This is a genomic window from Pseudomonas sp. dw_612, assembly GCF_018449725.1.
Classification (GTDB): domain Bacteria; phylum Pseudomonadota; class Gammaproteobacteria; order Pseudomonadales; family Pseudomonadaceae; genus Aquipseudomonas.
Map to the genome: position 1 here is coordinate 29,459 of NZ_JAAVVC010000019.1, position 19,248 is coordinate 48,706.

The 19,248-nt window shown below is 60.1% G+C and carries 12 protein-coding genes and 2 tRNA genes; 10 read left to right on the forward strand and 4 right to left on the reverse strand.

The features are described from left to right. Positions 1 to 37 precede the first annotated feature (37 nt). Entirely contained in the window at positions 38 to 1,972 is a 1,935-nt protein-coding gene (locus HB680_RS24160) for a methyl-accepting chemotaxis protein (protein ID WP_213940957.1), read from the forward strand. Positions 1,973 to 2,071: 99 nt separating this feature from the next. Here the strand turns inward: HB680_RS24160 and HB680_RS24165 are convergent, their stop codons facing one another. From HB680_RS24165 to HB680_RS24180, 4 genes are all read right to left on the reverse strand, one after another. Beyond that, a complete protein-coding gene (locus HB680_RS24165; protein ID WP_213940958.1) occupies positions 2,072 to 3,637 on the reverse strand; it encodes an iron ABC transporter permease in 1,566 nt (521 codons plus the stop codon). Further along, positions 3,637 to 4,647, reverse strand: a complete 1,011-nt coding sequence (locus HB680_RS24170; RefSeq protein ID WP_213940959.1) for an extracellular solute-binding protein — start codon at positions 4,645 to 4,647, stop codon at positions 3,637 to 3,639. Before HB680_RS24170 ends, HB680_RS24165 begins: the two co-directional genes overlap by 1 nt. 351 nt (positions 4,648 to 4,998) lie before the next feature. Continuing rightward, positions 4,999 to 5,085 (reverse strand) — tRNA-Leu (locus tag HB680_RS24175). 166 nt (positions 5,086 to 5,251) lie between these two features. Next, positions 5,252 to 5,338, reverse strand: a tRNA-Leu gene (locus HB680_RS24180). Positions 5,339 to 5,564: 226 nt separating this feature from the next. Here HB680_RS24180 and rnr point away from each other — a divergent pair. The 9 genes from rnr to HB680_RS24225 all read left to right on the forward strand — a co-directional run bounded on the left by rnr (position 5,565) and on the right by HB680_RS24225 (position 19,226). Beyond that, positions 5,565 to 8,198 (forward strand): ribonuclease R, encoded by a 2,634-nt coding sequence (gene rnr, locus HB680_RS24185; RefSeq protein WP_213940960.1) that lies wholly within the window; start codon positions 5,565 to 5,567, stop codon positions 8,196 to 8,198. Further along, entirely contained in the window at positions 8,195 to 8,956 is a 762-nt protein-coding gene (gene rlmB, locus HB680_RS24190; protein ID WP_213940961.1) for a 23S rRNA (guanosine(2251)-2'-O)-methyltransferase RlmB, read from the forward strand. The genes rnr and rlmB overlap by 4 nt, the downstream gene beginning before the upstream one ends. Positions 8,957 to 9,265: 309 nt before the next feature. Next, complete coding sequence (gene rpsF / locus HB680_RS24195) at positions 9,266 to 9,688, forward strand: 30S ribosomal protein S6 (protein ID WP_003217491.1); 423 nt, start codon at positions 9,266 to 9,268, stop codon at positions 9,686 to 9,688. A gap of 28 nt (positions 9,689 to 9,716) precedes the next feature. Continuing rightward, positions 9,717 to 9,947, forward strand: coding sequence for a 30S ribosomal protein S18 (gene rpsR / locus HB680_RS24200; RefSeq protein ID WP_002551829.1), 231 nt, complete (start codon positions 9,717 to 9,719; stop codon positions 9,945 to 9,947). A 36-nt stretch (positions 9,948 to 9,983) separates the two neighbouring features. Further along, positions 9,984 to 10,877, forward strand: a complete 894-nt coding sequence (locus HB680_RS24205) for a hypothetical protein (RefSeq protein ID WP_213940962.1) — start codon at positions 9,984 to 9,986, stop codon at positions 10,875 to 10,877. A gap of 19 nt (positions 10,878 to 10,896) precedes the next feature. Beyond that, positions 10,897 to 11,343, forward strand: coding sequence for a 50S ribosomal protein L9 (rplI, locus tag HB680_RS24210; RefSeq protein ID WP_092274087.1), 447 nt, complete (start codon positions 10,897 to 10,899; stop codon positions 11,341 to 11,343). Between the two features lie 119 nt (positions 11,344 to 11,462). After that, positions 11,463 to 12,857, forward strand: coding sequence for a replicative DNA helicase (dnaB, locus tag HB680_RS24215; RefSeq protein ID WP_123402757.1), 1,395 nt, complete (start codon positions 11,463 to 11,465; stop codon positions 12,855 to 12,857). 201 nt (positions 12,858 to 13,058) lie between these two features. Next, complete coding sequence (locus HB680_RS24220) at positions 13,059 to 15,362, forward strand: YgiQ family radical SAM protein (protein WP_213941033.1); 2,304 nt, start codon at positions 13,059 to 13,061, stop codon at positions 15,360 to 15,362. Between the two features lie 588 nt (positions 15,363 to 15,950). Next, a complete protein-coding gene (locus tag HB680_RS24225) occupies positions 15,951 to 19,226 on the forward strand; it encodes a transglutaminase family protein (RefSeq protein ID WP_213940963.1) in 3,276 nt (1,091 codons plus the stop codon). The last annotated feature ends 22 nt before the right edge of the window (positions 19,227 to 19,248 follow it).

A 19,248-nucleotide genomic window follows, 5' to 3' on the forward strand; every position in this document is an offset into this window, starting at 1 on the left:
CATCAATTTAATGGCGTCAAAGCAGAGGGATAATCCCGTGTCAGCCATTCTCTCACTGTTACAAAGCCGTCTATTGCGGCCCGTGTTCGTTACCCTTGGTATCGCCCTTTTGGTGCAAGTGCTGGTGGCCGTCGCCCTGACCCGGAGCACCGTCACGGCGCTCGAAGCCGATCTAGGCGTGCGCCTGGGTGCTGATAGTCAAAAACTCTCCGGTGAACTGGAGCAGGCGGGGCGTGAAGTTACGTCGAGCCTGGACGCCTTGTCCACCAATACCCGTCAGCGACTCACCGCCGGCCTGTCTTCGCGTCTGAAGGATGAGCAGGCGCAATTGCGTGGGACATTGGAAAAAGACTTGAAGGACTCCGCCAATGATATGGCGCAGCTTCTGGCCTCGGTCGCACCTCGCGCGATGTGGGACAGCGACGTTCCAACCCTGTCCGAATTCGCCCGTCGGGCCCAGCGCAATCCGAACGTGTTGTTCGTGATCTACGACGACGCCACCGGCCAGCACCTGACGCGCTATTTGAATCGCGAGAACCCGATCAACAAAGCGCTGCTGGAAAAAGGCCAGGGCGAGCGCGCATTGGACAAAGTGCTGGATGCAGCGAAGAACGATCCATCGGTCTACTACCTCGAAGCCTCGATCAGCCCCAATGGCGTGGAAATCGGCAAGGTCTTGATGGGCGTCTCTACCGCTTCGGTGGAAGTCGATCTGGCGGCCCTGGACAAGCGCTTCACCGCGCTGATCGCCAGCAGTGATCAGCTGGTCGGCGACAGCCTCAAAGGCGCGGCGGCGGATAGCGCGGCAGCGATGGGCGCGCGTCTGAAGTCGGCGCAGTCCACGGCGTCTGAGATGCAGGCCAACACCACCAGCACCGTGCAGCAAGCGGCGGGCACGTTGCGCTGGCGCATCGGCATGGGGCTGGCGGTGGTCGGCTTCGGCGTGTTGCTGCTGCTGGCCGTGGTGCTGGGGCGTCGCGTGGTCAATCGCCTGAAAATGCTGATTGCGGCGATGGATGATCTGGCGGCGGGTGAGGGTGACCTGACCAAGCGTGTGCAGATCAGCAGCAAGGACGAAATCGGCGACATGGCCTCGGCGGTCAATCGCTTTGTGGATAAGTTGCAGCCGATCGTGCGTGAAGCGGGCGACGTGGCCCAGCGCACCGGCGTGGAAATCGGCGCCATGACGCTGCGCAATGCCGGGGCCGATGCGGCGGCGGGCATGCAGCGTGACGAAGTGGCCGAGAGCTTGCGTGCATTGTCGCAAATGGCGGACGAGGCGCAGTCGGAAAGCCATGCGATGCAAGCCGCGTTGCAGCAAGTGGTGGATATCCGTCAGGCCACCGACGAAAACACCCGGACCTCAGCGAAAGTCGGCAGCCTGATCGAGGCGTTGGCCGGACAGGTCGACACCGGGGCGAAAGTCATCGAGCGTCTGGCGCAACAAAGTGAACAGATTGAAGTGGTGCTGACGGTGATTCACGGGATCGCCGAGCAAACCAACCTGCTGGCGCTGAACGCCGCCATCGAAGCCGCGCGGGCCGGTGAGACCGGTCGCGGGTTTGCTGTGGTGGCTGATGAAGTTCGGGCGTTGGCAAGCAAGACGCAAAGTTCTACCGGCGACATCCAGGCGCATATCGTGGCGTTGCAACAAGGCGCGCGCGAGGCGGTCGCGGCGATTGGGCAGGCCGGGCGCCAGGCCAGCGAAGGTTTGCTGGTGTTGCGTGACAGTGCGCGGTTGCAGCAATCGGTGCAGGCATCGGTCGAGCAGGTGCATGCGGCGATTGGTCTGGCGACACAAGCTGCGGCGCATCAGGCGCAAGGCGCACAAGCGGTGCGTGGTCGGGTTGAGACGATTCATGCGCAGGCCGAGAAAGCGGCTCAGGCGGTGGTGGAAACCACGGCCAGTGGCAAGGTGCTGGATGGGTTGGCGGCGCAGTTGAAGGCGAGTCTGGGGCAGTTCAGGGCTTAGGCCTTTTTTAAGATCAAAAGATCGCAGCCTTCGGCAGCTCTTACACGGGAATATGCGTTTTCCTGTAGGAGCTGCCGAAGGCTGCGATCTTTTTGCTTTTCAACGGCTCAAATACATCCGGGTTGTTAACAGGTACACCGGCAACCCCGACACCAAAATCAACAACGCCGCATAAGGCGCCGCCGCCGCAAACTCCACGTTCGCGGTATGCGCCCAGACTTCCGTCGCCAACGTATTCAGCCCGGTCGGGCTCAACAGCAGCGTCGCCGTCAATTCCTTCATCGCATCCAGAAACACCAACGCAAACGCCGCGCCGAGTGCGGGGAAGATAATCGGCAGCGTCACCCGGCAAAACGCACTGAACGACGACGCGCCCAGCGTGCGAGCGGCTTCTTCCAGCTGCGGCGCAGCCTTGTTCAATGCCGTACGAATCGGCGCCTGAGCCAGCGGCAGGAACAGCAGGGCATAAGCGATCAGCAGCAACATCGGCGTCTGGTACAGCGCCGGCACATAGTGCAGGGCGAAATACACCAGGGTCAACGCAATCACCAGGCCTGGCAGCGCGTGCAGCAGATACGGCAAGCGTTCGGCCCATATCGCCAGTTGGCCTTTGTAACGCACCACCAGCAAGCCCACCGGCACCGCCAACACCAGGCACAACGCCGCGCCACCTAGCGACAGCGCCAGGGACGACAGCAAGGCCTCGCTGATCGCCGCTATCGGGAAGGCCGCCGATGAGCCGACCGCCAGCCAATACGCGAGCATGCCCAGCGGAATGCCGCTGCCGATGATTGCCAGCACCAGGCAATAAACCTGTCCGGCGGCGGCCCAAGGTCCGAGGCGAGCCTGTTCCGCATGCCGCGCTGCGCCCTGGCCGGTGCGCACGTGTCGGCCCTTGCCGCGAACCCGCAGCTCCAGCCACAGCAATACCAGACACAACGCCAGCAGCACCGCCGACAGCATCGCCGCATTGGCGTTGCTGAATTCCAGTTCGAACTGCTGATAGATCGCCGTGGTGAACGTTTGCAGGCCGATGATCGACAGCGCGCCGAACTCCACCAGCATATGCAGCGCAATCAGCAACGAGCCAGCGAGCAAGGATGGCCAAAGCAACGGCAAGGTAATCCTGAAAAACACGCCCCAGCGATTCTGCCCCAGGGTGCGGGCGGACTCTTCCAAGGAAGGATCAAGATTACGCAGGGTCGCCGCCACCGGCAGAAACACCAGCGGATATTTCGACAGGGTCATTACCAGAATCGCCCCGCCCAAACCTTCGAAATGCGCGCTGAGGGACACCCAGGTGAAGCTGCTGACGAACGCCGGCACGGCGAACGGCAAGCACAGGATCACGCCCCACAGCCGACGTCCCTTCAGATTGCTGCGCTCCAGCAGCCAGGCCAGCGATAGGCCGATCACGCCGCAGGCCAGCGTCACGCCAACCATCAGCGACAGCGTATTGCGCAGCAGGCCAAACACGTACGGCCGCCATAGCAGATGCAATGCTTCCGCCCAGCCAGCCTGCCAGGTCTTGACCCCGACATACGCCAGCGGCAACAGGCTGAGCATCACGAGCAATAACACTGGCAGCAACAACCAGATCGATGGCCGTTTGCGCCGTGGCACGTAACCCCTGCGCGAGGCAGGGGCGGATAGCGATGCGCTCATCAGTTCAAGCCAACGTCACGTTCCAGGTCCAGGGCTTCTTCGGCATTGCCGAGGTCGGCTGGCGTGACTTTCGGTGCTTCAAGTTCGCTGAACGGCTTGAGCCCGCGATCCGATTCCATGCCTTTGTGCAGCGGGTATTCGGCGGTGGTTTGGGTGATCACGCGCTGGCCATCTTCGCTGGCCATGTAGGCGAGCAATTGCTGGGCTTCTTTTGGATGTTTGCTGGATTTCAGCACGGCGGCGCTGGAAACGGTGATCAGTCCGCCGACGTCGCCGCCGGTGAAGTAATGCAGTTTCGAGTCGAGCTGGCCTTTTTCACGCTGCAAGGCGAACCAGTAATAGTTGTTCACCAGCACAGTAGCGACTTCGTCGTTTTCCACGGCTTTCAGCGCAACCATGTTGTTGCTGTAGACCTTGCCGAAAGCGCGCAGGCCGGTCAGCCATTCTTCGGCTGCGTCCATGCCGTGGGTCTTGATGATCGCCACGGCCTGTTCCTGGAACGCGCCGCTGGTCGGCACGAAACCGACCTTGCCTTGCCATTTCGGATCGGAAAATTCCATGACCGATTTGGGCAGGTCTTTTTCGTCGACCAGTTTCGGGTTGAAGGCAACCACGCGGACCCGTGCGGTAACGCCGATCCAAGTGCCGTTGCCGGCCACATAATCTTTCGGCAGGACGGCGAGGGTGGCGGCGTCGGTCTGCGCCAGCAAGCCTTGTTCGCCGAGTTTGTTCAGTGGCGGCGACTCTTCGGTGTAGATCACGTCGGCGGGGGAGCGGTCGCCTTCTTCGACGACCTGGCTGGCCAGCTGATTGCTGCTGCCCTTGCGCACGTTGACGTGGATTCCGGTCTTGGCTTCGAAGGCTTTGGCGACGGCGTCGCCGACTTCTTTGTGCTGGCCGTTATAGAGTGTCAGGGAAACCGGGTCGGCGGCTTGGGTGAGGGGAGTGGCGAGGGCCAGGCCGAGCAGGGTAAAGGTCAGGCCTCGGCGCAGGGTATTTCGAAACATCATTCGCAGGGTTCCTCACTGTCGCATTGCAAAAACTTGCAACAATGATAAACGATATTGTTTCTCAAGTGCGCCTTGCGGGGCTGGCGAGGCATTGCTAGAGGGGGAGCGGGCCTTTGTAGCAGCTGGCGAAGCCTGCGTTCGGCTGCGCAGCAGTCGCGAGATCATAGAATGCGGTCATTCAGGAGAATCTGGCGCGCAGGTTTTACGACTGCTGCGCAGCCGAACGCAGGCTTCGCCAGCTGCTACAGGAGGGGTGTGGCTTGTGCAGTTCAGGGTTTTTGAAAGCCAGAAACGCAAAAACCCGCTTTCGCGGGTTTTTGTGAAATTCCAGATCGACTCTGAAATTTGAATTGGTGCCCAGAAGAAGACTCGAACTTCCACGACCTTGCGGTCACCAGCACCTGAAGCTGGCGTGTCTACCAATTTCACCATCTGGGCAGTATCAGCAACGTTGCCGCTGTTGATGTGGCGCACTATACGGAGAGCTTCTAAATCTGTAAACCCCTGATTTGGTTTTAATAAATCAGAAGCGCTGAATGCAAAAAACCCGCTTTCGCGGGTTTTTGTGTGAGCCTTGAAATTGATCTAATCTCAAGCTCGAAATTGGTGCCCAGAAGAAGACTCGAACTTCCACGACCTTGCGGTCACCAGCACCTGAAGCTGGCGTGTCTACCAATTTCACCATCTGGGCAGTATCGGCAACGCTAGTGCGTCGTCGATGGCGCGCACTATACGGAGCGTCTTTTTAACTGTAAACCCCTGCCACCAAAAAAACCTGGAAAATTTCCCCAGTGGCATTTAAATCAGCTTCGCGATGTCGATAAAGGGCTTTAGATGGGCTCTCATAGCCTGAAATTTCCCGTTTCATTACGCCTATGCCAAACTAACCCGCATATAGACAAGGTGAAAACTCTCTAATGGCCGATTGGCAGTCCCTCGATCCCGAGGCCGCTCGTGAAGCGGAAAAATATGAAAACCCTATTCCTAGCCGCGAACTGATCCTTCAGCACCTTGCTGATCGAGGTTCGCCTGCTAACCGCGAACAGCTGGTCGAGGAGTTTGGTCTGACCACAGAAGACCAGCTCGAAGCCCTGCGTCGCCGCCTGCGCGCCATGGAGCGCGACGCTCAATTGATCTATACCCGTCGCGGCACGTATGCGCCGGTGGACAAACTCGACCTGATCCTCGGCCGCATCAGCGGTCACCGTGACGGTTTCGGCTTCCTGGTCCCGGACGACGGCAGTGACGACCTGTTCATGAGCCCGGCGCAAATGCGTCTGGTGTTCGACGGCGACCGTGCCCTGGCCCGTGTTTCCGGCCTGGACCGTCGCGGTCGCCGCGAAGGCATGATCGTCGAAGTCGTGTCCCGTGCCCACGAGACCATCGTCGGTCGCTACTTCGAAGAAGGCGGTATCGGCTTCGTCGTCGCGGATAACCCGAAGATCCAGCAAGAAGTGCTGGTCACCCCGGGTCGCAACGCCAATGCCGATATCGGTCAGTTCGTCGAAGTGAAGATCACTCACTGGCCGACACCACGCTTCCAGCCGCAAGGCGACGTGGTTGAAGTCGTGGGTAACTACATGGCGCCGGGCATGGAAATCGATGTCGCCCTGCGCGCCTACGATATCCCGCACGTATGGCCTGAGGCGGTGTTGAAAGAAGCCGCCAAGCTCAAGCCTGAAGTCGAAGAGAAAGACAAAGAGAAGCGCATCGACCTGCGCCATCTGCCGTTCGTGACCATCGACGGTGAAGATGCCCGCGACTTCGATGACGCGGTTTACTGCGAATCCAAGCCAGGCAAGCTGCGCCTGTTCTCCGGTGGCTGGAAGTTGTACGTGGCGATTGCCGACGTCTCCAGCTACGTGAAGATTGGTTCGGCGCTGGACAACGAATCCCAGGTTCGCGGCAACTCGGTGTACTTCCCCGAGCGCGTGGTGCCGATGCTTCCTGAGCAGTTGTCCAATGGCCTGTGCTCGCTGAATCCGCACGTTGATCGCCTGGCCATGGTTTGCGAGATGACCATCTCCAAATCTGGCGAGATGACCGACTACTGCTTCTACGAAGCGGTGATTCACTCCCATGCTCGCCTGACCTACAACAAAGTCAGCGCGATGCTCGAAACGCCGAAACTCACCGAAGCGCGTCAGCTTCGCGGCGAGTACACCGACGTTCTGCCACACCTCAAGCAGCTTTACGCACTGTACAAAGTGCTGCTGGGCGCTCGTCACGTGCGTGGCGCGATCGATTTCGAAACCCAGGAAACCCGGATCATCTTCGGCACCGAGCGCAAGATCGCCGAAATCCGTCCGACCGTGCGTAACGATGCGCACAAGCTGATCGAGGAATGCATGCTGGCGGCCAACGTGGCCACTGCTGAATTCCTGAAGAAGCACGAAATTCCTGCGCTGTATCGCGTGCACAACGGTCCGCCACCGGAGCGTCTGGAAAAACTGCGCGCCTTCCTTGGCGAGCTCGGCCTGTCCCTGCACAAAGGCAAGGACGGCCCGTCGCCGAAGGATTACCAGGCGTTGCTGGCGAGCATCAAGGACCGCCCGGATTTCCATCTGATCCAGACCGTCATGCTGCGTTCGTTGAGCCAAGCGGTGTATAGCGCTGATAACCAGGGCCACTTCGGCCTGAATTACGAAGCCTATACCCACTTCACCTCGCCGATCCGCCGCTACCCGGACTTGCTCACGCACCGGGCGATCCGCAGCGTTATCCACTCCAAGCAAGACACGCCGCACGTTCGCCGTGCCGGTGCGATGACCATTCCGAAGGCGCGGATTTATCCGTACGACGAAGCGGCCCTGGAGCAACTCGGCGAGCAGTGCTCGATGAGCGAGCGCCGTGCCGATGAAGCGACCCGCGACGTGGTGAACTGGCTCAAGTGCGAGTTCATGAAAGACCGCGTGGGCGAATCGTTCCCGGGTGTGATCACCGCCGTGACCGGTTTCGGCCTGTTCGTCGAGCTGACCGACATCTACGTCGAAGGCCTGGTGCATGTCACCGCGCTGCCGGGCGACTACTACCACTTCGATCCTGTGCATCACCGCCTCGCCGGTGAGCGTACCGGTCGCAGCTTCCGCCTCGGCGACACCGTTGAAGTGCGCGTGATGCGCGTCGACCTCGACGAACGCAAGATCGACTTCGAGATGGCTGAAAAGACCATCAGTGCGCCGATCGGTCGCAAGAAGCGCGGCAACGAAAAGGCTGAGCCAGCCGCCAAGACTGCGGCAAAAACCGCCGCAGAACCGGCTCCGGCGAAAACCGGTCGTCGTCCTGCCAAGGAAAAAGCGCCCGAAGCTTATCGCCCGAGCGATGCAGCGGCGAAAAACGCCGAGCTGCGTAAAAGTCGTGAACTGAAACAGGCGTTGCTGTCTGAAGCGAAAAGCGGCGGTAAAGCGGCGTCTGGGGGAAAGACCGGACGGTCGGCGCCTGACAAGGCTCCCGGCAGCAAGCCAAGCAAACACCGTAAAGGCCCGCCAAAATCGGGCTCGGCTCCAGCTGCCAAAAGCGGCGGGGCGCGTAAACCTAAGGCCAAGTCATGAGTCAGTTGGAAAAAATCTACGGCGTGCATGCGGTAGAAGCGTTGTTGCGTCACCACCCAAAGCGCGTCAAGCAGATCTGGTTGGCTGAAGGCCGCAGCGATCCGCGGGTTCAGACGTTGATCCAGCTGGCAAACGACAATCGCGTGCCCGTCGGCAACGCCGAGCGTCGCGAGCTGGATGCCTGGGTCGAAGGCGTGCACCAAGGCGTGGTAGCGGACGTGAGTCCGAGCCAGGTCTGGGGCGAGGCGATGCTCGACGAGCTGCTCGATCGCTCCGAAGGTGCACCGTTGCTGCTGGTGCTCGACGGCGTGACCGACCCGCACAACCTCGGCGCTTGCCTGCGTTCGGCCGATGCGGCCGGTGCGTTGGCGGTAATCGTGCCGAAGGACAAGTCAGCCACCCTGACCCCGACAGTGCGTAAAGTGGCCTGCGGCGCGGCGGAAGTGATTCCGTTGGTCGCCGTGACGAACCTGGCGCGCACCCTGGAAAAACTCAAGCAGCGTGGCTTGTGGGTCGTCGGTACGGCGGGCGAGGCTGAGCAGAGTCTGTATCAGCAAGACATGACCGGCCCGACCATCCTGATCATGGGCGCGGAAGGCAGCGGCATGCGTCGCCTGACCCGCGATCTTTGCGACTACCTGGTGCATTTGCCGATGACCGGCAGCGTCAGCAGCCTCAACGTTTCCGTGGCGACGGGTGTTTGCCTGTTCGAAGCCCAGCGCCAGCGCAGCGTAAAAGCCGCCACCAAAAAGTCCTGACACTCTGTAGGGCTCGTAGGAGCTGCCGAGTGAAACGAGGCTGCGATCTTTTGATTTTGTTTTTTAAGCAAGATCAAAAGATCGCAGCCTCGTTTCACTCGGCAGCTCCTACAGGTGTTCGGAATTGAGGCTGGGTGATTGTTCAAATAATCACCAATTGCCTTGCGCCTCTCCTGTCCCTTCTCTACAATTGCGCCCCTTGCTGTGACGGCAGGCACGCATGTGTCTATCGCCAGCAAGTCCATAAGTGTCATTCACTCCTTGTCTGACCGTTTTTGAACGGCAGGCTACAACCCGTAAGGAGCATTCATGCGTCATTACGAAATCATCTTTTTGGTCCACCCGGATCAAAGCGAGCAAGTCGGCGGCATGGTAGAGCGTTACACCAAGCTGATCGAAGAAGACGGCGGCAAAATCCACCGTCTGGAAGATTGGGGCCGTCGTCAACTGGCCTATGCAATCAACAATGTTCACAAGGCTCACTACGTGATGCTGAACGTTGAATGCACTGGCAAGGCCCTGGCCGAGCTGGAAGACAACTTCCGCTACAACGATGCAGTGATCCGTAACCTGGTCATCCGTCGCGAAGAAGCCGTTACCGGCCAATCCGAGATGCTCAAGGCTGAAGAAAACCGCAGTGAGCGCCGTGAGCGTCGCGACCGTCCTGAGCACGAAGGCGCTGAAAGCGCTGATAGTGATGACAGCGACAACAGCGATAACGCTGACGAGTAATCCACGGACCTTTTGAGGAGCCTATTACATGGCACGTTTCTTCCGTCGTCGTAAATTCTGCCGCTTCACCGCTGAAGACGTGAAAGAGATCGATTACAAAGATCTCAACACCCTGAAAGCATACGTATCCGAGACCGGCAAAATCGTTCCAAGCCGTATCACCGGTACCAAAGCTCGTTATCAGCGTCAGCTGGCCACCGCTATCAAGCGCGCCCGCTTCCTGGCCCTGCTGGCCTACACCGACAGCCACGGCCGCTGAGACCGGGCAGTCGACACGTAGCAAAGGATTGAATGCATGCGCGCCATAGCTGAGTTCATCATGCGCGGCCGTATGCAGGCCACTCTGGTAGTGGCTGGATGCGCAACATTGCCGCTGTTGTATTGGTTGGGTGCTGCCGCTGGATGCCTTGTGCTCCTGCGGCGCGGATTGAAGGACGCCATCGGCGTTCTTGCTCTGGGACTGCTGCCGGCCTTGGTCTGGTGGCTTTACTCCGACGACCCACGGGCACTTCTGGTGCTGCTGGGGTCTTCGGGCCTTGCGTTGGTTTTGCGCGCAAGCGAGTCCTGGAACCGCGTGCTGCTGGTCAGCATAGCGATGGGAGTGGTGTTTTCAGTGGTGCTGGGGATCGCTTTTGGTCCCCAGATCGAGCAGCTGGCGCAGGCTTTGATAAAAGTCATGCCGTCGCTGCTCGGTGAGGTCTACGACAAGTTGTCCGTAGATGAGCGTGCGCATTTTGCGTCCCTGATTGCACCGGTCCTGACTGGCCTAATAGCGGCTTTGTTGCAAATCGTCAGTGTGCTGAGCCTGATTGTCGGGCGCTACTGGCAGGCGTTGTTGTACAACCCGGGTGGTTTTGGTCGCGAGTTTCGCGCCATCCGATTCCCGCTGGGGCCGGCGATGGCACTGCTGGTGTTGATGCTTCTGGGGCCGAACATCGGTCCGCAGATGGCCATGTTGACACCGTTGTGCAGTGTTCCGCTGGTATTCGCCGGGCTGGCCCTGATTCATGGGCTGGTGGCGCAAAAGCGACTGGGCAGATTCTGGCTGGTCGGGTTGTACGTCACGCTGTTGCTGTTTATGCAACTGATCTATCCGTTGCTGGTGGTCTTGGCCATCGTCGACAGCCTGATTGATTTTCGCGGTCGTCTGGCGTCCAAAGACGCCGATAACGCGAACGGTGAAGGTTAAAAGTTAAGAGGATTTTCACATGCAACTGATCCTTCTGGAAAAAGTCACCAACCTGGGCAACCTGGGTGACAAAGTGAACGTTAAGGCTGGTTACGGTCGTAACTACCTGCTGCCTTACGGCAAAGCTACCGCTGCGACCGCTGCCAACGTGGCTGCGTTCGAAGAGCGTCGCGCTGAGCTGGAAAAAGCCGCAGCAGACCGCAAAACTTCGGCTGAAAGCCGTGCCGCCCAACTGGCTGAGCTGGAAGTGACTATCACTGCCACCGCCGGTGACGAAGGCAAGCTGTTCGGTTCGATCGGTACTCACGACATCGCTGATGCACTGACCGCCTCCGGCGTCGAAGTGGCAAAAAGCGAAGTTCGTCTGCCGAACGGCACTATCCGTAACGTAGGTGAATTCGACGTAGCCGTGCATCTGCACGCCGAAGTTGAAGCCACCGTACGCGTTGTCGTGGTAGCAGCTTAAGCAGCACTTGTCGGCTGGCACCCTCGGGTGCTTGCCGGTAACATCGGGCACGATCCTGTTTACAGGTCGTGCCCTTTGTCTTTCTGCAGTTTCTGATTTTCACAACTATTCAAGTGGCCATGAACGATATTTCCGCTCCTGAGCAATACGATCTGCAAACCGCTGCCCTGAAGGTGCCGCCGCATTCCATCGAGGCCGAACAGGCTGTGCTCGGTGGTTTGATGCTGGACAACAACGCCTGGGAACGCGTGCTCGATCAAGTATCGGACGGCGATTTCTATCGACATGACCACCGCCTGATCTTCCGTGCGATCGCCAAACTGGCGGACATGAACTCGCCGATCGACGTCGTGACCCTGGCCGAGCAATTGGACAAGGAAGGTCAGACTTCGCAAGTGGGTGGCCTCGGTTACCTCGGTGAACTGGCGAAAAACACGCCGTCCGTCGCCAACATCAAGGCGTATGCCCAGATCGTCCGTGCACGGGCGACCTTGCGCCAACTGATCGGCATCGCGACCGAAATCGCCGACAGCGCTTTCAATCCTGAAGGTCGTTCTGCGGAAGAGATTCTCGATGAAGCCGAACGGCAGATCTTCCAGATCGCTGAGGCCCGGCCAAAAACCGGCGGCCCGGTGAGCGTGAATGACCTGCTGACCAAGGCCATCGACCGTATCGACACCTTGTTCAACACCGACAACGCCATCACCGGCCTGTCCACCGGCTACACCGATCTCGACGGGATGACCAGCGGCCTGCAACCGTCTGACCTGATCATCGTCGCCGGTCGTCCGTCCATGGGTAAAACCACCTTTGCGATGAACCTGGTGGAAAACGCCGTGTTGCGCAGTGACAAGTGCGTCCTGGTTTACTCACTGGAAATGCCAGGCGAATCGCTGATCATGCGTATGTTGTCGTCCCTCGGCCGCATCGACCAGACCAAGGTCCGGGCCGGTCGCCTCGACGATGACGATTGGCCGCGCCTGACCTCGGCGGTCAACCTGCTCAACGATCGCAAGCTGTTCATCGATGATACGGCGGGTATCAGCCCCTCGGAGATGCGCGCGCGGACCCGACGTCTGGTGCGTGAGCACGGCGATGTCGCCCTGATCATGATCGACTACCTGCAATTAATGCAGATTCCAGGCTCCGGCGGCGACAACCGGACCAACGAGATTTCCGAAATCTCCCGGTCCTTGAAAGCCCTGGCCAAGGAATTCAACTGCCCGGTGGTGGCGCTGTCCCAGCTCAACCGCTCCCTGGAGCAACGTCCGAACAAACGCCCGATCAACTCCGACCTCCGGGAATCCGGAGCGATCGAGCAGGATGCTGACGTGATCATGTTCGTGTACCGGGATGAGGTGTATCACCCGGAAACCGAGCACAAAGGCATCGCCGAGATCATCATCGGCAAGCAGCGGAACGGTCCGATCGGTACGTCGCGACTGGCGTTTATCGGTAAGTACACCCGCTTCGAAAACCTGGCGCCGGGTAGCTACAACTTCGACGACGAGTAACGTACCTGTGGGAGCGGGCTTGCTCGCGAAGGCGGTATCACATTCAGCAAATTTGCTGGATGACACACCGCTTTCGCGAGCAAGCCCGCTCCCACATGGGTCCAACGCAATTTCCGACCATTGCGGTCGGAATTGGTTATTTTTTGTGCTATATTCCGCGCCCGCGAAATTCAATGAAAGCCAACACCGGTTATCGACATGATGCAAGCAGCCAAGCCGTTATTTGACTATCCCAAGTACTGGGCCGAATGTTTCGGGCCAGCGCCATTCCTGCCCATGAGCAGGGAGGAGATGGATCAGCTTGGCTGGGATTCCTGCGACATCATCATCGTCACCGGCGATGCGTACGTTGACCATCCGTCGTTCGGTATGGCAATCATCGGCCGGCTGCTGGAGTCCCAGGGCTTCCGCGTCGGAATCATTGCCCAGCCGAACTGGCAGTCCAAAGACGACTTCATGAAGCTCGGCGAGCCGAATCTGTTCTTCGGTGTCGCGGCCGGCAACATGGACTCGATGATCAACCGCTACACCGCCGATAAGAAAATCCGTTCCGACGACGCCTACACCCCCGGTGGCCTTGCGGGCAAACGTCCGGACCGCGCGAGCCTGGTCTACAGCCAGCGCTGCAAGGAAGCCTACAAAAACGTGCCGATCGTTCTCGGTGGCATCGAAGCTTCCCTGCGCCGCATCGCCCACTACGATTACTGGCAGGACCGGGTGCGCAACTCGATCCTGATCGACGCCAGCGCCGACATCCTGCTCTACGGCAACGCCGAGCGAGCGATCGTCGAAGTCGCCCAGCGTCTGTCCTACGGTCACAAGATCGAAGACATCACCGACGTGCGCGGCACCGCGTTCATCCGTCGCGACACGCCGAAAGACTGGTACGAAGTCGACTCCACGCGTATCGACCGTCCGGGCAAGGTCGACAAGATCATCAACCCGTACGTGAACACCCAGGACACCCAGGCCTGCGCCATCGAGCAGGAAAAGGGGCCGCTTGAGGATCCGAGCGAAGCCAAGGTTGTGCAGATTCTGGCCAGCCCGAAGATGACTCGCGATAAGACGGTGATTCGTCTGCCATCGGTAGAAAAAGTCCGTGGCGACGCCGTTCTCTACGCCCACGCCAACCGCGTGCTTCACCTGGAAACCAACCCGGGCAATGCCCGTGCGCTGGTGCAGAAGCATGGCGAAGTCGACGTCTGGTTCAACCCGCCGCCGATTCCGATGACCACCGAAGAAATGGACTACGTGTTCGGCATGCCTTACGCACGTATTCCGCACCCGGCGTACGGCAAGGAAAAGATCCCGGCCTACGACATGATCCGCTTCTCGGTGAACATCATGCGTGGCTGCTTCGGCGGCTGCACCTTCTGCTCGATCACCGAGCACGAAGGCCGGATCATTCAGAACCGTTCCGAAGAGTCGATCATTCGCGAAATCGAAGAGATCCGCGACAAGGTGCCAGGCTTCACCGGCGTCATTTCCGACCTCGGCGGCCCGACCGCGAACATGTACCGCATCGCCTGCAAGAGCCCGGAAATCGAATCCGCGTGCCGTAAGCCATCGTGCGTATTCCCCGGCATCTGCCCGAACCTGAACACTGACCACTCGTCGCTGATTCAGCTGTATCGCAGCGCCCGTGCCTTGCCGGGTGTGAAGAAGATTTTGATCGCTTCCGGCTTGCGCTATGACCTCGCGGTCGAGTCGCCGGAATACGTCAAGGAGCTGGTGACCCACCACGTTGGTGGTTACCTGAAGATCGCCCCGGAACACACCGAGGAAGGTCCGCTCAACCAGATGATGAAACCGGGCATCGGCAGCTATGACAAGTTCAAGCGCATGTTCGAAAAGTACTCCAAGGAAGCCGGGAAAGAGCAGTACCTGATTCCGTACTTCATCGCCGCCCACCCGGGCACCACCGACGAAGACATGATGAACCTGGCCCTGTGGCTCAAGGGCAACGGCTTCCGCGCCGACCAGGTGCAGGCGTTCTACCCGTCGCCGATGGCCACCGCCACCGCGATGTACCACTCGGGCAAGAACCCGCTGCGCAAGGTCACTTACAAGAGTGACGCGGTCACCATCGTCAAGAGCGAAGAGCAGCGTCGTCTGCACAAGGCGTTCTTGCGTTACCACGACCCGAAAGGCTGGCCGATGCTGCGTGAAGCGCTGACCCGCATGGGGCGTGCCGATCTGATCGGGCCGGGCAAGACCCAGTTGATCCCGTTGCACCAACCGGCCACCGACAGCTACCAGAGCGCCCGTCGCAAGAACTCGACGCCGGCTGGCAGCCACAAAGTGGCGGGGGAGAAGACCACCAAGATCCTGACCCAGCACACCGGCCTGCCGCCGCGTGCCAGCGATGGTGGCAACCCGTGGGACAAGCGTGAACAGGCCAAGGCTGCGGCGTTCGCCCGCAACCAGCAGGCCGCCAAGGACCGTAAGGACGCGGCCAAAGGCAAAGGGCCGAAGCCGGCGCGTAAGCCGGTTGTACCGCGCTAAACGCTGACCGCTGACAACAAAACGCCAACCTTCGGGTTGGCGTTTTGCGTTGCAGGCCCTGGAGTTGGAGTGTCAGATAGATCCAGCCCCTCACCCCAACCCTCTCCCCAAAGGGGAGAGGGGAAAGGGAGCTGATCTTCAAACTGTTCAAAACCTGAGTTCGACTCGGGTTTTCAGGTCGATATAGCTCTAAAGAGCAACTCGGTCGGTCCCTGTTCAAAACCTGAGTTCGACTCGGGTTTTCAGGTCGATATAGCTCTAAAGAGCAACTCGGTCGGTCCCTGTTCAAAACCTGAGTTCGACTCGGGTTTTCAGGTCGATGTAGCTCTAAAGAGCAACTCGGTCGGTCCCCTCGCCCCTCTGGGGAGAGGGTTAGGGAGAGGGGTGGTTTCCAAGTCGAACACAACGTCCTTACTTCACACGATTGCCCTTGCGCCACATTTGCGTGCAATCCCCTCGAACCAAATTCCCGCATCGCTCGATTTTGGTGCTGTACTGCCCTAAGCAATCTATGAAAGCGCCAGCGCTGCGCGATGGCATAAGTCTTGCGCGCTGTCGAATACGCTTAAGGCTCGCAGGAGGCACGCCGTGTCGATTCATGTCGCATTGCATCACGTCACGCATTACCGCTACGACCGCGCCGTCGAGCTCGGTCCGCAGATCGTTCGCCTGCGCCCGGCGGCCCACAGTCGCACGCGGATTTTGTCCTATGCGCTGAAAGTCTCGCCCGAGCAGCATTTCATCAACTGGCAGCAGGATCCCCAGGGCAACTACCTGGCGCGGTTGGTGTTCCCGGAGAAAACCGATGAGCTGCGGATCGAAGTCGATCTGCTGGCGGAAATGGCGGTGTTCAACCCGTTCGACTTCTTCCTTGAGCCCTACGCGGAAAAGATCCCGTTCACCTACGCCGCCGACGAGCGCAAGGAACTGGCGCCGTACCTGGAAACCTTGCCGCTGACGCCGAAATTCAAGGCTTATCTGGACGGCATCGACCGCACGCCGCTGCCCAGCGTGGATTTCCTCGTCGCCCTCAATCAGCGCCTGAGCGAAGACATCGGCTACCTGATCCGCATGGAGCCCGGTGTACAAACCCCTGAACACACCCTCGAACACGCTTCCGGTTCCTGTCGCGATTCGGCGTGGTTGCTGGTGCAACTGCTGCGCAACCTCGGGCTGGCGGCGCGTTTCGTCTCTGGCTACCTGATCCAGCTCACCGCCGACGTCAAAAGCCTCGACGGCCCCTCAGGCACCGAAGTGGACTTCACCGACCTCCACGCCTGGTGCGAGGTCTACTTGCCCGGCGCCGGCTGGATCGGCCTGGACGCGACCTCAGGGCTGTTCGCCGGTGAAGGACACATTCCGTTGGCCTGTAGTCCCGATCCGGGCTCTGCGGCACCGATCAGTGGCTTGGTGGAACCGTGCGAGTGCGAATTCACCCACGAAATGTCCGTGGAGCGGATTTGGGAAGCCCCGCGCGTCACAAAGCCCTACACCGAAGACCAGTGGCTGGCGATCCAGGCGCTGGGTCGGCAGATCGATGCCGACCTGCTGGAAGGCGACGTACGCCTGACCATGGGCGGTGAACCGACCTTCGTCTCCATCGACGACCCGGACGGCGCCGAGTGGAACACCGCCGCCCTCGGCCCGGACAAACGTAAGCTGTCCGCCGAATTGTTCCAGCGCATGCGCAAACATTACGCGCCCAAAGGCCTGGTGCACTTTGGCCAGGGCAAGTGGTACCCCGGCGAGCAACTGCCGCGCTGGTCGCTGAACTGCTACTGGCGGCGTGACGGTGTGCCGATCTGGCACAACAGCGCGCTGATCGCCGATGAGCAGGAAGACTACGGCGCCGATGGCGAACTGGCTGGGCGTTTTCTCGCGAGTGTCGCCGAACGCCTGAAAATTCCGACACGCTTCGTGTTCCCGGCCTACGAAGACAATTTCTATTACCTCTGGCGCGAAGGCGCTTTGCCGCAGAATGTCAGCGCCGAAGACTCACGTCTGGAAGAACCGCTTGAGCGCGCACGACTGCGCAAAGTGTTCAGCCAAGGCCTGGACAAGGTCATCGGTCAGGTCCTGCCGCTGGCGCGCACCGCCAAGGGTGATCAATGGCAGAGCGGTCGCTGGTACCTGCGCGATGAACATTGCCGATTGGTGCCGGGGGATTCGCCGCTGGGTTATCGCTTGCCACTGGGTTCGCAACCGTGGGTGAAAGCGGCGGAGTATCCATTCATCTACCCGAACGACCCGAACCAGGAATTCCCGGCGCTCCCGGATACGCAGCAGTTGAACAGTCCGGGCGCGGCGGCGGAAGCGATTGAACGGGATATTGAAATCGACGAATCCGCCGATTGGCTGACCCGCACTGCGTTCTGTGCTGAAGCACGGGACGGCCGTCTGTACCTGTTCATGCCGCCCTTGGAGCAGGTCGAGGATTACCTGGAACTGGTCACCGCCATCGAAGCCACCGCTCAGGAACTGCATTGCCCGGTGTTGCTGGAAGGCTATGAACCGCCGAGCGATCCGCGCCTGAGCAACTTCCGCATCACCCCGGATCCGGGCGTGATTGAAGTCAACGTGCAGCCCTCCGCCACGTGGGACGAACTGGTTGAACGCACCGAGTTTTTGTACGAAGAAGCGCGCCAGACCCGGCTGACCACCGAGAAATTCATGATCGACGGTCGGCACACCGGCACCGGCGGCGGTAACCATTTCGTACTCGGTGGCGCGACACCGGCGGACTCGCCGTTCCTGCGCCGTCCCGATCTACTGCGCAGCCTGATCAGCTACTGGCATAACCACCCGTCCTTGTCCTACCTGTTTTCCGGACTGTTCATCGGCCCGACGTCTCAGGCGCCACGGGTCGATGAAGCGCGCAACGACTCGTTGTACGAGCTGGAAATCGCCTTCGCCCAAATGCCCAAACCGGGAGAAGAATGTGCGCCGTGGCTGGTGGATCGACTGCTGCGCAACCTGCTGATCGACGTCACCGGTAACACCCACCGCGCCGAGTTCTGCATCGACAAACTCTATTCACCGGACGGCGCCACCGGGCGTCTCGGCTTGCTGGAACTGCGCGCCTTTGAAATGCCGCCTCACGCACGCATGAGCCTGGCTCAGCAACTGTTGCTGCGAGCGCTGGTGGCGCGCTTCTGGCGCGAACCCTATGCACCGCCGAAACTGGCACGCTGGGGCACCGAGCTGCACGACCGTTTCCTGCTGCCGCACTTTATCGAGCAGGATTTCGCCGACGTCATCGTCGATCTGAATGCCGCCGGTTATCCGGTGCGCGCCGAGTGGTTCGCGGCGCATCTGGAATTCCGCTTTCCCAAGGTTGGCGATTACGCCGTCAGTGGTATCGAACTGGAAGTGCGTCAGGCCCTGGAGCCCTGGCATGTGCTGGGCGAGGAGGGCGCGGTGGGCGGCACGGTGCGTTATGTGGATTCGTCCCTGGAGCGCTTGCAGGTCAAGGTCACGGGCCTTGCGCCGCAACGTTATCTGCTGACCTGCAATGGCATCCCGGTGCCGTTGCAACCCACTGGCCGGGTGGGCGAGTTCGTCGCGGGCGTGCGGTTCCGCGCCTGGCAACCGTCCAACTGCCTGCAACCGACCATCCCGGTCCACGCGCCGCTGGTGTTCGACCTGCTCGACACCTGGATGGAGCGCTCTCTGGGCGGCTGTCAGTACCACGTCGCCCATCCGGGCGGGCGCAACTACGACAGCCTGCCGGTGAACGCCAATGAAGCGGAGAGCCGGCGCATGGCGCGATTCTTCCGAATCGGACACACCCCTGGGAAACTTCCTATACCCAACGTGACGATTAACGACGAGTTGCCGATGACACTCGATTTGCGACGTTTCTAAGCCCTACGCGACGCTCGGATTT

What these genes read in the sequence shown, in the direction of transcription:
- rplI (WP_092274087.1), top strand. Translation starts at nt 10,897, where the DNA reads ATGCAACTGATCCTTCTGGAAAAAGTCACCAACCTGGGCAACCTGGGT.
- dnaB (WP_123402757.1), top strand. Translation starts at nt 11,463, where the DNA reads ATGAACGATATTTCCGCTCCTGAGCAATACGATCTGCAAACCGCTGCC.
- HB680_RS24205 (WP_213940962.1), top strand. Translation starts at nt 9,984, where the DNA reads ATGCGCGCCATAGCTGAGTTCATCATGCGCGGCCGTATGCAGGCCACT.
- rlmB (WP_213940961.1), top strand. Translation starts at nt 8,195, where the DNA reads ATGAGTCAGTTGGAAAAAATCTACGGCGTGCATGCGGTAGAAGCGTTG.
- rpsF (WP_003217491.1), top strand. Translation starts at nt 9,266, where the DNA reads ATGCGTCATTACGAAATCATCTTTTTGGTCCACCCGGATCAAAGCGAG.
- HB680_RS24220 (WP_213941033.1), top strand. Translation starts at nt 13,059, where the DNA reads ATGCAAGCAGCCAAGCCGTTATTTGACTATCCCAAGTACTGGGCCGAA.
- HB680_RS24165 (WP_213940958.1), bottom strand. Translation starts at nt 3,637, where the DNA reads ATGAGCGCATCGCTATCCGCCCCTGCCTCGCGCAGGGGTTACGTGCCA.
- rpsR (WP_002551829.1), top strand. Translation starts at nt 9,717, where the DNA reads ATGGCACGTTTCTTCCGTCGTCGTAAATTCTGCCGCTTCACCGCTGAA.
- rnr (WP_213940960.1), top strand. Translation starts at nt 5,565, where the DNA reads ATGGCCGATTGGCAGTCCCTCGATCCCGAGGCCGCTCGTGAAGCGGAA.
- HB680_RS24170 (WP_213940959.1), bottom strand. Translation starts at nt 4,647, where the DNA reads ATGATGTTTCGAAATACCCTGCGCCGAGGCCTGACCTTTACCCTGCTC.